The sequence below is a fragment of the Larkinella punicea genome (assembly GCF_003334855.1).
GTDB classification, from domain to species: Bacteria; Bacteroidota; Bacteroidia; order Cytophagales; family Spirosomataceae; genus Larkinella; species Larkinella punicea.
The window spans coordinates 277,646-291,794 of record NZ_QOWE01000009.1 but is presented as its reverse complement, the minus strand read 5'-3'; the positions used below and the strand labels follow the sequence as shown (position 1 = coordinate 291,794).

Annotated in this window: 12 protein-coding genes and 1 tRNA gene; 3 read left to right on the top strand and 10 right to left on the bottom strand. The window is 51.8% G+C overall.

Annotated elements, in window-relative coordinates; translation table 11 throughout:
- Positions 1 to 278 precede the first annotated feature (278 nt).
- Together DUE52_RS13345 and DUE52_RS13340 are read right to left on the bottom strand one after the other, a co-directional pair.
- Positions 279 to 362: transfer RNA gene (locus DUE52_RS13345), tRNA-Leu, on the bottom strand.
- A 131-nt stretch (positions 363 to 493) separates the two neighbouring features.
- The gene (locus DUE52_RS13340) at positions 494 to 1,906 is read right to left on the bottom strand and encodes an MBL fold metallo-hydrolase RNA specificity domain-containing protein (protein ID WP_114406501.1); all 1,413 of its coding nucleotides are present in this window, start codon (positions 1,904 to 1,906) and stop codon (positions 494 to 496) included.
- Between the two features lie 136 nt (positions 1,907 to 2,042).
- Here DUE52_RS13340 and pbpC point away from each other — a divergent pair, with 136 nt between their 5' ends.
- Both pbpC and DUE52_RS13330 read left to right on the top strand, forming a co-directional pair.
- Positions 2,043 to 4,388 (top strand): penicillin-binding protein 1C, encoded by a 2,346-nt coding sequence (pbpC, locus tag DUE52_RS13335; RefSeq protein ID WP_374755897.1) that lies wholly within the window; start codon positions 2,043 to 2,045, stop codon positions 4,386 to 4,388.
- A 93-nt stretch (positions 4,389 to 4,481) separates the two neighbouring features.
- Positions 4,482 to 5,645: a Gfo/Idh/MocA family protein gene (locus DUE52_RS13330; RefSeq protein WP_114406500.1), complete on the top strand. Its 1,164-nt coding sequence runs from the start codon at positions 4,482 to 4,484 to the stop codon at positions 5,643 to 5,645.
- Positions 5,646 to 5,748: 103 nt separating this feature from the next.
- Here DUE52_RS13330 and DUE52_RS13325 read toward each other — a convergent pair whose 3' ends face one another.
- Entirely contained in the window at positions 5,749 to 6,477 is a 729-nt protein-coding gene (locus tag DUE52_RS13325) for a ThuA domain-containing protein (protein ID WP_114406499.1), read from the bottom strand.
- Between the two features lie 83 nt (positions 6,478 to 6,560).
- Here DUE52_RS13325 and DUE52_RS13320 point away from each other — a divergent pair, with 83 nt between their 5' ends.
- Positions 6,561 to 7,013 carry an NUDIX domain-containing protein gene (locus DUE52_RS13320; RefSeq protein ID WP_114406498.1) on the top strand — a complete coding sequence of 151 codons (453 nt, stop codon included), beginning with the start codon at positions 6,561 to 6,563 and terminating at the stop codon, positions 7,011 to 7,013.
- Here DUE52_RS13320 and DUE52_RS13315 read toward each other — a convergent pair.
- The 7 genes from DUE52_RS13315 to DUE52_RS13285 all read right to left on the bottom strand — a co-directional run bounded on the left by DUE52_RS13315 (position 6,998) and on the right by DUE52_RS13285 (position 14,101).
- On the bottom strand, positions 6,998 to 8,446 hold the full coding sequence (locus DUE52_RS13315) for a high affinity choline transporter 1 (protein WP_114406497.1): 1,449 nt from the start codon (positions 8,444 to 8,446) through the stop codon (positions 6,998 to 7,000). The two genes, DUE52_RS13320 and DUE52_RS13315, sit on opposite strands and share 16 nt — an antisense overlap.
- Positions 8,447 to 8,564: 118 nt before the next feature.
- Positions 8,565 to 9,428 (bottom strand): inositol oxygenase family protein, encoded by an 864-nt coding sequence (locus DUE52_RS13310; RefSeq protein ID WP_114406496.1) that lies wholly within the window; start codon positions 9,426 to 9,428, stop codon positions 8,565 to 8,567.
- Between the two features lie 90 nt (positions 9,429 to 9,518).
- On the bottom strand, positions 9,519 to 10,610 hold the full coding sequence (locus DUE52_RS13305) for a serine hydrolase domain-containing protein (RefSeq protein ID WP_114406495.1): 1,092 nt from the start codon (positions 10,608 to 10,610) through the stop codon (positions 9,519 to 9,521).
- A gap of 111 nt (positions 10,611 to 10,721) precedes the next feature.
- Positions 10,722 to 11,300, bottom strand: coding sequence for a 5-formyltetrahydrofolate cyclo-ligase (locus DUE52_RS13300; protein WP_114406494.1), 579 nt, complete (start codon positions 11,298 to 11,300; stop codon positions 10,722 to 10,724).
- A 3-nt stretch (positions 11,301 to 11,303) separates the two neighbouring features.
- Positions 11,304 to 12,851: a bacillithiol biosynthesis cysteine-adding enzyme BshC gene (bshC, locus tag DUE52_RS13295; RefSeq protein WP_114406493.1), complete on the bottom strand. Its 1,548-nt coding sequence runs from the start codon at positions 12,849 to 12,851 to the stop codon at positions 11,304 to 11,306.
- 96 nt (positions 12,852 to 12,947) lie between these two features.
- Positions 12,948 to 13,274 (bottom strand): PadR family transcriptional regulator, encoded by a 327-nt coding sequence (locus tag DUE52_RS13290; RefSeq protein WP_114406492.1) that lies wholly within the window; start codon positions 13,272 to 13,274, stop codon positions 12,948 to 12,950.
- Between the two features lie 104 nt (positions 13,275 to 13,378).
- Entirely contained in the window at positions 13,379 to 14,101 is a 723-nt protein-coding gene (locus DUE52_RS13285) for a 3-keto-disaccharide hydrolase (RefSeq protein ID WP_114406491.1), read from the bottom strand.
- Positions 14,102 to 14,149: the final 48 nt, after the last annotated feature.

The following is a 14,149-nucleotide window of genomic DNA, read 5'->3' as shown; positions in this document are numbered from 1 at the left end:
CAGGATGAACTCGGGTAACAGGAACTGAATCAGGGGCAAGAAACTCTCCAAAACAATACAGGTTTGATCAAAAACACAAACCTAAAAAAATCCTACGCCCTCCACAACTTTTGCTCTTGATCCAAAACAATACAGGTTTGATCAAAAACACAAACCTAAAAAAATCCTACGCCCTCCACAACTTTTGCTCTTGATCCAACTTTTGTGCATCGTCACGAATGGCATTTCCTACTAAAAACAAAAAGCCCGTAATCAAACGATTACGGGCTAAGTTGCTGTGCCGAAGGCGAGACTCGAACTCGCATGAACTTACGTTCACACGCCCCTGAAACGTGCGTGTCTACCAGTTTCACCACTTCGGCATACATTCCCCAGATGGGATTGCAAAGATGCAGGGTTTTGATTTTTTATGCAAGCCGTCGCTACAGTTTTTTTACGGTTTCTCCGTTTTTTAGGTTTCAGACCGCTTTTGCCTGCGATTTTTTCAAACCGCCTACAATTCCACCGACTCATACAGCGCCGGAATGTAGACATTCTGGAAACCGGCACTCTGGAGTTTCTGCCGGAAAACCACCTGCCGGTCGTATTCGCCGTGGACCAGAAATACCTGTTTCACCCGCCCTGCATCCTGGCACGACAGAAATTCGAGCATCTCCCGGTAATCGCCGTGGGCGCTGAACGAGTCCATCACCTCCACGTCGGCTTTCACCAGAAACGTTTCGCCAAAGATTTTCACCTGCGAATCGCCCCGTTTCAAGGCTCCTCCCAGCGTTTCGGGGCCGCAGTAGCCCACAATCAGAATCGTGCAGCGCGAATCTTCGATGTTGTTTTTGATGTGGTGTTTGATGCGTCCGGCTTCGGCCATGCCCGATGCGGAGATGATGATGCAGGGTTCGTCGCTCTCATTGATGGCTTTCGATTCTTCCACATCCGACACGTAATGCAGGTTCGGGAAGGCAAAGGCGTCGCCGTCTTTTTCGATGTAAGCCAGAATCTCCGGGTTGAAACATTCCTCGTGGGCTTTCATCAAATGCGTGGCTTTCACGGCCATCGGGCTGTCGATGTACACCGGCAGACGCGGTAATTCGCCCCGGTTTTCGAGCTGGTCGAGCGCATACACCAACTCCTGCGTTCGGTCGACGGCAAAAGCCGGGATAATGAGCTTGCCCCGACGCACCACGCAGGTTTCGTGTACAATCCGCAGCAAATGCGCACTCATGTCGAGTTCCGGCTCGTGGAGTTTGTCGCCATACGTCGATTCGCAAAGAATGTAATCCGCTTGCGGAAAGGGTTCCGGCATTTTCAGTATCTTGTCGTGCGGCCGGCCAATGTCACCACTGAAAAACAGGCGCTTTTCCACCGGATCGCCGTTCGGAGCGGTTTCGTGGACGGTCAGGCTAATGGCCGCGCTGCCGAGCAGGTGGGCGGTGTCGGTAAAGACCACGCTGACTTCGTCGCGGCTGAGCCAGAACGTTTCGCCATACTCGACCGGTTTTAACAGCTCCAGGGCGCGTTCCACATCGGCGGTTTCGTACAACAGTTCCAGCAAGGCGCGGTCTTGCTTTTTCCGGCGTTTGTTGATCCGCTCCAGGTCCTTTTCCTGAATGTGCGCACTGTCGAGCAGCATAAGCTGGCAGAGATCGGCAGTGGCAGGGGTGCAGTAAATCGGGCCGGTAAAACCCTGACGAACCAGCCGCGGAATCAATCCGCAATGGTCGATGTGGGCGTGCGACAGGAGGAGGTAATCGACGTCGGAAGCTTTAAACCGGAAATCCTGATTGAGATCGTCGGTATTGATGCCCTGAAACAAACCGCAGTCGAGCAAAATGCGTGTTCCGCGTTGGGTCGTAATCAGGTGTTTACTGCCGGTAACGGTGCGGGCGGCACCAAAAAATTGTATTTTCATAAAAGGATTTATTTTTATCTGCCCTTAAAATCGTTTACACCCCTAAATCCCCTAAAGGGGACTTGGACACAGAATCTCCGGATTCAAAAGTCCCCTTTAGGGGATTTAGGGGCTTTTTAAAATAAGGGTTCGCATATTGGAAAAATTACTTCATATCGCCAAAAAATTCTGGAAACGACGCGGGGTAAAAGCCCTGGCTGCGTTCGTCGGGCTGTTGCTGGGGTTGAATTTGTTTTTCCCGCTAAAGGTCCGGCCACGGTATTCAACGGTTATTACGGCCGCCGATGGCATTATTCTTCATGCCTTCCTGAGTGACGACGACAAATGGCGATTAATGACAGAACTGGACGAAATTACGCCGGTGTTGCGGAAAACGATTTTACACAAGGAAGACCGGTTCTTCTATTACCACCCCGGTTTTAACCCCTTATCGATGGCGCGGGCCGCCGTTCGCAACCTGACAACGGGCCGCCGAACCTCGGGGGCTTCCACGATCACCATGCAGGTGGTCCGGTTGCTGGAACCCCGAAAACGGACGTACGCCAGCAAACTCGTAGAAGTGTTCCGGGCCATTCAACTGGAGCTTTTTTATTCTAAAGACGAAATTCTCCAACTCTATCTGAACCTGATTCCGTACGGCGGGAATGTAGAAGGCATTAAATCGGCGTCGATGCTGTACCTCGGAAAACCGCCCCAACTGTTGAGCCTGGCCGAAATCACGACGCTCACGATCATTCCAAACCGCCCCTCGACCCTACGGCTGGGAATCAATAACAAGCTGATTGTGCAGGAACGAAATCGTTGGCTGAACCGCTTCCGACAAACTGGCCTGTTCACGTCCGAAGCCATAGCCGACGCCCTGGCCGAACCCTTGGAGGCACACCGGCGGGTCTTACCGAAACGGGCACCTCACCTGGCGTTGCGGCTGAAAAAAAGCCAGCCCGATCAGGCGATCATTCACACGCTGCTGCGGCCCAACCGGCAGGCTCAGGCGGAGCAACTCGTAGCCAGTTACGTGGGTCGGGTGCGTTCGATGAACATTCACAACGCAGCGGTTCTGGTGATCAATAACCAGACAATGGCCGTCGAAGCCTACGTTGGTTCGGCGGATTTTGCGAATGGCTACGACGGCGGGCAGGTAGACGGCGTCCGGGCGGTGCGGTCGCCGGGCAGCACCCTGAAACCGCTGCTGTATGCCGTGGCTTTCGACAAAGGACTGATGACGCCAAAAACCGTTCTGAATGATGTGCCAACGAGCTTTTCCGGTTACGAACCCGAGAATTACGACCGGCAATTCTACGGCCCGATCACGGTAGAATCGGCACTGGCGAACTCGCTGAACGTTCCGGCGGTGAAGACGATGCAACAGCTTGGCACACCGACGTTTATTAATTACTTGAAAAAAGCCGGTTTTGAAACCATCAAAAAACAGTCGAAAGGGCTGGGTTTGTCGGTCATTCTGGGCGGTTGTGGTGTCACGCTGGAAGAACTGACGAGGCTGTTTGCGGCTTTTGCCAACGGCGGTCAGATGAGCAACCTCAACTTTGTGGCTCCCGACGTGAATGAAATTCCGGCGAAAAAAAACCGCCTGATTTCGGAGGATGCGGCCTTTTTGATTACCAACACGCTTACCCAGATTACCCGCCCGGATTTGCCAAATAACTTTGACAATAGCTACCATTTGCCGCGCATCGCCTGGAAAACCGGTACGTCCTACGGTCGGCGCGACGCCTGGAGCATTGGCTACAACAAACGGTATACGGTGGGCGTTTGGGTCGGTAATTTTTCGGGCGAGGGCGTACCGGAACTGAGCGGAGCCAACATTGCCACGCCATTGTTATTCAGTATTTTCAACGCCATCGACTACAACTCGACCAGCGGCTGGTTCCGAATGCCGAAAAGCTTGTCGATGCGTCAGGTTTGTGCCGAAACCGGCGATGTGCCGGGTGAATTCTGTGCGCATAAAATCGTCGATTACGCCATCATGGGCGTTTCGCCCTACCAGCGTTGCCAGCATCAGAAAACCGTCTGGACCAACCCGGCCGGAACTGTGTCGTACTGCGCCCATTGTTTACCCGAAAATACCGGTTCGGAATCCGATCAGGCCGTTCAGCGGTTTTACCCGAATCTCGCGCCGGAGTTGATTGCTTTTTACGAAAGCCGCCGGATTCCGTACCTGAAAATACCGCCCCACAACCCGGCCTGCACGCGGGTGTTTGCGCAGCAGGGGCCGCAGATCGTGAGTCCGAATGATGGCAGTGAGTATTTTATCAATCCCAATCAGCCCCAGCAGTTGCAACTGAGTTGTCAGGCCGACAATGAAGTGAAGCTGGTTTACTGGTATCTAAACGACAAACTTTACCGAAAAGCCGCCCCAACGGAGGGTGTTTTCTTCAGTCCGCAACCCGGTTCGCTGAAAATCTCCTGTGCCGACGACAAGGGGCGAAATACCGACATCCGGATTTTGATCAAAGCGGAGTAGGTATTCAGACAAGAGAGATTAGACAAGAGAGTAGAGACATACAACTTATGACTTTTTTAGTCTTTACGCTCTTGTCTCATTTCTATCTTCTCTATGATGAACTCCAACCGTCGTGATTTTTTACAAAAGCTTTCGAAAGGCATTGGTGCTTCGGCGCTCGCTTCGCCCTTAGCGGGGTATGCCGCTAATCTGGCGCAGCAGGATCAGTTTGCTCAAATCAACACGCTCGTTTCGCATCTGGGCGAACCGCTGCGGCAAGGTCGTAAATTGGGTATAGCGCTGGTTGGTTTGGGTGGGTATGCCAAGAATCAACTGGCCCCGGCCCTGCAACAAACGCAACACGTCCGGCTGGCCGGTATCGTGACCGGAACGCCCGCCAAAGCGGAGGAATGGATGGCTAAGTACAACATTCCGAAAGCGAATGTATACGACTACAAGACGTTTGACCGCATTATCGACAACAAAGACATCGATGTCGTCTACGTCGTTTTGCCGAATTCGATGCACGCGGAATACGTCATTCGGGCGGCCAAAGCCGGCAAGCACGTCATCTGCGAAAAACCGATGGCGATTACGGTGAAGGATTGTCAGGATATGATCGATGCCTGTAAGAAGGCCAACGTGCAACTGGCCATTGGCTATCGGCTTCATTATGAACCCTTCACGCAGGAGATGATGCGACTGGGCCGGGAAAAAGTATTCGGAAATCTGAAGTTTCTGGAAGCCAGCGACGGTTTCAAGGCCGGTGATCCGAACCAGTGGCGGCTCAAAAAAGCGATGGCGGGCGGTGGCCCGATGATGGACGTGGGCATTTACGCCATTCAGGGCGTTCGGCTGGTGACGGGTTTGGAACCGCTTTCGGTGACGGCCCAGTTTGCGCCCAAAACCGATCCGCAAAAATTCAAGGATGTGGAAGAAACAATGTACTGGCAGTTCGAATTTCCGAACGGAATCACCTCAACGTCAACCACGAGCTACGCTGCGGGTGTCGAGCGGTTGTATGCGTCGGCCGAAAATGGCTGGTTCGAGTTGCGTCCGGCTTATGGCTACGGCCCGCTGAAAGGCATGACGAGCAAAGGCCCGATTGACAAACCGGTGGTCAATCACCAGGCGATGCACATGGACGGTATTTGCAAGGATCTGATTGACGGGAAGCAATTGCCAAAGCACATCACGGGCGAAGAGGGAATGCAGGACGTGAAAATCATCCAGGCCACGTATCAGGCTGCGGAAACGGGGCGGAAAATCAAGATTTAAGGAGTTGTTTCGCAGAGTTGAGCGGAGAAAAAGGGAGGTAAGCGAAGAAAAAAACTCTGCTTAACTCCCTTTTTCTCCGCTTAACTCTGCGAAATAACTCTTTTTACTTCTTCTTCCCCATTGCGTACTTAATCCCCCCCAGGATGTGCGTCAGGAATTGGGCGTCGCTGTAGGATTCGTCCGTGTGGCCCCCGCCGGTGTAGAACGACCGGCCGCCGTCGAATTCGCGGTACCAGATAAACGGGTGATTGTCACCGTTTTTGCCCCCTTCGTAGGTTTTCTCATCCAGTTTCCCCAGAATTTTCAGGCCCGGCACAATGCTTTTGTAGTTGTACCACTCGTCGTAGCGTTTCCAGCGGTCGGGTAGGGCTTTGGTCGAAATATGTTTTTTGTCCACAATCTCAATTTCGGCGTTCTGCTGTTTCGGGTGGCTCAGGAAGTAGGCACCTACCAGTTGGTTGTACCACGGCCATTCGTATTCGGTGTCGGCTGCCGCGTGAATTCCGACAAAACCGCCCCCTTTTTTAATATATTGTTCAAAAGCCGCCTGCTGCTCAGCGTTCAGAATATCGCCGGTAGTGCTCAGAAAAACGACGGCTTTGTATTTTTTCAGGTTATCGGCGGTAAAAAGAGCCGCATTTTCGGTCGTATCGACGCTGAAGCCATTTTCCAGCCCCAGCTTCACAATACTTGCCTTACCTACTTCGATGGACTTGTGCCGGAAGCCTGCGGTTTTCGAAAAAACCAGAATCGCATCTTTGGCGTTTACCGTCGTAGTTGCCAGACCGGTCAATACGCAAAGAATGCTGAGGAACTTTACAATCGTTTTCATTACACAAGGTTAAATATACAGTATCAAAAGTATCGGTTTTGTTGTACTTTACTGTTCATGTTCCATCAATTTCTTCCTGAGTTATGAAAGTACGGCCTGCGGTGCTCCTGATCGAGAATAATCATTTACTGTTGATGCATTACCGGTATGGTGACACGGACGTGTATGCCCTGCCCGGCGGCAATCCCGACCAGGGCGAAACCCTGGATCTGACGGTGATGCGCGAGTTGCAGGAGGAGTTGGGAATCGATGTCGAAGTCGGGCCAATCGCGTTTGTCGGTGAAGTGATTTTCCCCCCCACTAACGGTTCCGAAGCCAAAGAGGATGTGCTGCACGTCATATTTGTCAGTCAGTTGATTGGCGGTATTCCCCGCATCAATCCCCAAGAAACCACGGCACTGGCCGTTAGCTGGAAGCCGGTTCATGAATTGGACAACCTGAATCTGTATCCAAATGTCGGGCGGCAAATTCAGCGCTGGCTGACGTCGCAGACCAATTTGGAATATATTGGGAAAATCGATCAGGCGTTTTTTTGATTGCCCCTAAATCCCCTGAAGGGGACTTTTAGATCTGGATAAGCTGCGTCCAAGTCCCCTTCAGGGGATTTAGGGGCAATCATCACCCCCAGAATCATCCCGGACACACTCGCCAGCAAACCGTAGACAAGGGGCGGATATTCCGTTTCGATGGACAGACAGGTTAACCAGACGACGATTCCGCTGATCATTGACAAGAGGCAGCCCAGCGTGTTGGCGGGTTTCCAGTATAAACCGGCCGTGAGCGGTACGAATAACGACACCAGACTGAAAGCCGACGATTCGCCGACCAGTTCGAAAATGTTGACGTCGCGGGCTGCGGTCATCCAGACGCAAATGAGGGTGATCACCGCCACCGCCAGCCGGATGGTGAGCAGCAGCGTTTTGTCGCTGATGTCGGGCTTGAAAAACCGGTAAATGTTCTCACCAAAAACTGTGGCCGGTGCCAAAATCGCCCCACTTGATACGCTGAGAATGGCCGATAACAAGGCGCCGAAAAAGAGAATTTGCAACGGCATGTTGGCTTGTCGCAACACCATGTTCGGAATCAGCATCTGATTGTCCTGATTCAAATCCGGGTATAGCTGCTTGCCTACCAACCCAATGAAGAGGGGCAGCATGGCAATGGTGATGTACAGAAGCGACGCCAGATAGGAAGCCCGGACCGTGGTTCGCTCATTTTTGGCCGACATCACGCGCTGGAAAACGTCCTGTTGCGGAATGGAACCCAGGCCGATGGTGATCCAGGCGGCCACCCACCCAACGCTGTCTTTGAACGTCGGTTTGGGCAGGAAATGGAAAAAACCGGGTTTGGTTTTCTGAACAATGCTGGCTATCCCGTCGGTCTGATTATACAGAATGACGGCAATGATGATCAAGGCAATGACAATGATGATGTTGTGGAGAAAGTCGGTGATGGAAAGCGACCACATGCCGCCCATCATCGTGTAAATCATCACGATGGTCGCGCTGGAGGCAATGCACCAGAAAATGGGTACGCCCGTGACCAGATTAAGGACAATCCCGATGGCAATGAACTGGGCGGAAATCCAGCTAAAATACGACGGAATGACCAGAGCCGCCGACAGAAACTCCGCCGAACGGCCAAACCGGATGCTGAAATAATCCGAAAAGGTGGTGATTCCCAGCCTATACAGCGGGCGGGCGTAAAAGGCCCCAACCAAAAACAGACACAAGGCCGACCCGAACGGTTCTTCGATAACGGCCAGAAAACCGCCGTCGACAAACATCGCTGGCGCACCCATGATCGTTTCCGAGCCAAACCAGGTGGCAAATGTGGCCGAAGCCGCCAGCGCCAGCGGGAGCCGCCGACCGGCCAGCACAAAATCCTGACTACTGGTTACTTTTCGGGCCGCCCAGGCACCGATGGCGAGGTTGGAGAGGAGGTAGAGGGCAATAAAAGTGAGGAGCATCCGGCGAATAGGCTTGTCGTCACCAAAATAAACAAAAAAACCGATGTCGGAAACATCGGTTTTTTGCGTAACCCCGTCAGCGCCGGGCCGTCGATACGGTCGATAGACCCTGACGGGGTTACAACCGAATCGTTGCAGGCAGATACTTGGCGATCAGGTCTTCGTAATACGGTTTCAGTTCCGAAGCCACCGGCACGACCGGGCTTTTCGAATACAAATCGTACGGGTTGAACTTGTCGACCCATTTGAACATCGCCCGGTCGTGATCGTCCATCAGGTGATCATACGCCTTTTCGCGGTGTTGCGAATAAAATGAGTGGTAGCGGATCATGTACAAAGCCGGTTCGGGCAGGTGATCCTTCGTAATGTGGTATAAATATTCGTCGTGGCCCCACGACATCGTGACGTTTTTCAACCCACAATTCGGTTCGTAAACGCCGTATTTGGTGTTGAAATCCTTGTTATACGAATCCGGATTGGCCGCAAAGTATTCGGGATAGACAATCTTGTCGGAATGCGCACAACCCACCGGGAAGGTGTCACCAACAACCGCCCATTGCGGCTCACCGAATAGACACAGGACTTTGCCCATGTCGTGCAGAAAACCGGTCAGCACAAACCAGTCGGGGTGACCATCGGCGCGGATGGCTTCGGCGGTTTGCAGCAAATGTTGCAACTGATCGAGTTCAATATCCGGATCGGAATCATCGACGAGGGTGTTCAGAAACTCCATCGCGCCCCAAACCGGGATTTCTTTTTTGTCGAATTTGAGGAATTCAGCCCGTTTTCCCTGCACAAAATCGTACGTCTGGTAGGTGTGATTCAGGCGGTAAAACTCCCGGACGGTATCGCGGGCGGGGTCGTCATAATTGCGGTATTCCTCCTTTGCTTTGTGCTCCGGTTCAGGGTAGCGGATCAGCAGATCATCTTCCCATTGTTCCAGGCTGGAGAGGGGGTTGCGTTCGGTGTCGGTGAATGCCATAGTAAGGTAGCTGTTAATAAGCCAATTAATGCGGTAAAGATAATCATTCCCCCAACTATTTCAAGTCCATCACTTAACCGAAATAGCCAGTCAATTCGTCAGATTGTGCAACGCCCACACGTCGATGGATAGTTCCTTATCGGCTTTCAGCACGTTCAAAACGTCGGCAAAAGGCTGGTGATTGTCGGCCAGATTTGAAAACAGAACAATCAATGTCTTTTTCTGCGGGATGCGAACGACGCAGTTGCTAAAACCGCACGTACTGCCGGAATGGAAAAACTCCGATGCTTCGCCGTTTGCTTCGGTGAAAAACCAGCCTAAACCGTAAAAACCGTTCGTCTGTCCTTTAATCTGATGATGGACGGTTTTGAGCTTTTCCACGACATCGACCAGTTGGCCGGTTGTCAGCGCGTCGTCCCATTTTTTATAATCCGCCAGGGAAGTATAAACACAGCCGTCGCCTTTGGTGCCGCTCGTCACGCTCTGGTCCGAAAGTCGGATGGTTTGGTCCTGATTCCGGGCATAGCCCATCGCCCGGTTGGGAATCGACCGTTTGGGTTCGTAGAGCGTCGTCTGGTTCATGCCCAACGGTTTGAAAAGGGTTTCGGTAATGAACGCCAGATACGGTTTTTTCGTAACCCGCTCCACGACTTGCGTAAGCAAACAGAAGGCCGAATTGCTATACCGAAACCGGCTCCCCGGTTCAAAATACGTCGAATCTTGCGGCTTTAGCAGCGCCAAGACTTCGGCATCAAAAATCTGTTCGTTTCGACTGGACGACAAAAGTGATTCGTAATCCAGAATCCCGGAAGTGTGTGTCAGCAGATGGCGCAACTTGATGCTTTTGCCAACTTTTTGATTGAAATCCGGGAAATAGTTGAGCAGATTATCGTCAAAAGAGAGTTTTTTCTGTTTTTCCAGCAACAGAATGCACATCGCCGTAAACTGTTTGGAAACCGACGCCATCCGGAAATTGGTTTCCGGCGAAATGGACGTTTTCGTCGCCAGATCGGCCAGCCCCACACCCCGGTTATACACGGTTTTTCCATCAATCACCACCAGCAGGGCGCCACCGGGCTGGTCGATCGAAAAGTTGCGGTGCATCACCGAATCGAGAGCCGCCGGGAGTTTTTGAGCCAAAACCGTATGAAGCATACAACACCAGAAAGCGAGGGTTTTCATTCCGGCAATCTACGAAATAGGAACACGGATTTGACGGATTTGACGGATTGAACGGATTTTTACGGATAAAATCAGTTTTAATCCGTTCAATCCGTCAGATCAGCGTTCCTATCAAAAATCCCAGATTTGATCAGGTGTGATGCAGAAATTGATTCGAATGTCGCCTTCGTAAACATCGTCAATTTGATCGACCGGATCGAACAGCGACAGCCCAATTTTCAGGCAATCCGGGCGGCACTGCGCCAGAAACCGGTCGTAAAAACCGCCCCCGTAGCCGATGCGGTTGCCGGTTTGGTCAAACGTGAGTAAAGGAATTAGAATAATGTTAAATGATGAATGATGAATGATGAATGATGAAGTGGGGGGCGGCTCGGGAATACCGTAGCGGTTTTTGGTAAACACGGTTTCGGGGGTGATTTCGTAGTTTTCCAGCGTTCCGGTTTCCAGATTCGTGACGGGCGCGGCTATCCGAATGTGTGGAAATTCCTGCCAGAGCCGCCGGACGATGAGCCAGGTGTTGACTTCTTTCTGACTTTCGATGGGCAGAAACGTACCGATAACCGAAACCGGTTTGGAGGGCAGAAGCGTAAAAAACTGATTTGAAATCGCTTCGCACCGGTTTTGCCACTCGGCTTCGGACAACAACCGGCGTTTCTGGCGGAATGCAGCACGCAGCTCGGCTTTCGTCATCGCTTAGTCTTTCAACACCAGCATCTGGTAAGCCATCGGATCAAAAGCGGTCAGCAATTTCGGGATAAACTGCGGGTCGTTGAGCTGGAAATTTAGGTAGTTTTCGGAGCGTTCCTGAATACCGCCGTTCGGGAAGAGCTTCTGTTTCAGGGTCATCAACTGATTCAAAACCGTTTCGTAATTCTTCTCCTCGGTTTTCTTCAGGCGTTTTTCCAGATGATCGATCGTGTGCATCAGCCGGGCTTTTTCGGCCAGCACAGCCCCTTCCAGCGACTTATCCACTTTGACGGATTTGTGCAGAATCTCGGCAAAACACTGTTCCAGACACGCTTTCTGTTCCGTCAGATCGAGGGAATTTTCCGAAATTCGTTCCGTATACGCCCGGCGCAATTTCACCTCGTCCCAGAACAGCTCTTCGGGCGATACACCCAGTTTGTCCATTTTTTTGGCGCTGGCCGGGTTGACGTACAACGCAAAGTTGCGGGGCATCAGCAGCGGAAACGGAATCTGGAAATGATCAAAAATGCCTTTCAGTTGCAGCCAGTACGGCACTTCCGACGGGCCGCCAATGTAGGCTAGATTCGGCAAAATGACTTCCTGATAAACCGGTCGCAGCACCACATTGGGGCTGAACCGCTCCGGATGTTCATCGACCAACGCCAGGATTTCGTCCCGCGAAAAACGGATTTCGGTGTTCAACACTTCATAAGAATCCTCGCCATCGGTAATGATGCGTTCGCGTAACTGATCGTCCAGATAGAAGAGGTTGATTTCGCGGGGCGTTATCTGCGTTTTGTAACCAAGGGCTTCCAGTTGCTGGGTGGTTTGCGTAACGATACCCTCGGTTGGACGGTTTAGCAACTCGTTTTTGATGATGGGCGCAAAGAGCCGTTTCAAGTCAGCATCATCGGCATCAAGGCAAATCAGACCCTCTTTGCCGAGCAGTTCGTTGGCGTACCAGCGAACGGCGTCCGATAACGTATCGTGTTTCAGGTAAGCGTCTTCAAACAGAAACAACTTTTCCGGCATTTCGTCAAATATCGCTTTCAGTTCCTTCGGGTTCATCCGCCCGACGGCCCCACGTTGCTCCGTTTCCCACGTATAGCTTTTGCCAAACAGCGTAAAATGGTTGATTTCCGCAAAGTCGTGGTCTTCGGTCGCCAGCCAGTAGATCGGCACAAAATGGTAGGCCGGGTACGTCTCATTCAGCTTTTTCGCAAGATTTACCGTTGTAATCCACTTGTACAGCACGTAAAGCGGCCCGGTGAAAATGTTCAACTGGTGTCCCGTCGTCACCGTAAAGGTATTGGGTTGGGCCAGGACCGAGAAGTCGGGTTTGTTGGGAATGTGCTGGTACTGCCGTTCTAAAACCTCCACCAAGGTCTGCCGCTTGCTGTCGTCGAACGCCCGGTTTTTGACTTGTTCCTCAAACGCTTCCAGGGTTGGGAAGTGGTTGTAATACGGTTGGAGGGCTTCTTTTTGGGAGATATAATCTAGGAACAGATTCGAAAACTGGCCGGTGGCGGTTAGTGGCAGGTACTGACAGTCCATGAAAATGGGATTTTTGTCACTGAACACAGAATTGGGGATCAAGGTTCGGACGAGTTAAGGTGAATACATGAATGGCAACCAAAGGCGGTCCAGGAATCAAGCCAGCCCGGTTTTTGGAATCTGGTTCCAGAGATGGTTCCGGGTGGTGTGAATTTCCTGTAATGCCCGGGTTCCGCCCAGCGTCACGTTGAAAAACCGCTTCCGGCGTCCCCCGCGCTCGGCGGTAGCTCCGCCCATCTGCGACTTGAGGTAGCCTTTTTCTTCGAGTCGTTGCAGTGTCGCATGAATGGCGCTCAGACTGACGGTGCGACCGGTTTGCTTCTCGATTTCTTCCAGAATGGTTACGCCGTAAGCCTGCCCGTTCAGCATGGCAACCGTCAGCAGCACCAGTTCCTCAAATTCGCCTAAGTACGGACGATTCATATTTGTTTAGGTTTTGTAAAACAAATATATCCAGATTCTTTTAGCAGCAAAGAACCGGTCGGGAAATCATCGTTTTTGGCGGAAAATGACGGAAAAATATTGTATTAAAGTGGCCGAATCTTGATATTCCGGTAGTAAACCGGGCTGCCCCAGTCCTGCAAACCGATCCGTCCGGCCAACTGACCTTTGCTGATCGGAGCGTTTTTTAAGTTGCTTTCGGCGATTCGTTTTTTCCAGTCGGCACTCTCAACGTTGTGTTCCTGAATGAGATAGCCGTTCATGTAGACCGACAGGACTTTCCCTTTCAGCTTGAAATGAATCTGGTTCCACTCACCCACGGCCTTCGGTTCGCGGATGCGGGCGTTGGCGACGCTGAAGAAGTCGCCCGCGCGGTGTTTGTTTTCCGGCGCACCCTCGTAAATCGCGTTGTCGAGCACCTGAAGCTCCAGGCCGGTATGGTAAATCTCCTTGTATTCCGGGGCTTCGGTTACAAAAAAGAAAATACCGCTGTTTGTAAACCGTTCGACTTTACAATCTGCCTTGAATTCAAAATCGCCTTTGAACGTCTGATCCGTCGCCAGATCGCCCCCGTTTTTGGCTTTGTTTCCGGCGCGTTCCGGTACATGCAGTTTCAGTGCTCCGTTTTCGATAATCCAGGCCGAGCCGACACCGGTTTTGCCGTAGGTATGCCAGCCGCTGACGTCTTTTCCGTTGAACAGCAGTTTCCAGCCCTCTTTCTTTTCCTGTGCAGTTAAGGTGTTCGGAGCCTGTGCAAACAGTTGGACGACCGATAGGAAGAACAGCGCAATCAGTGAAATTTTTTTCATAGGTTTTGAAAGAGAGAAAAGAGCATAGACAAGAGAGTAAAGACACGG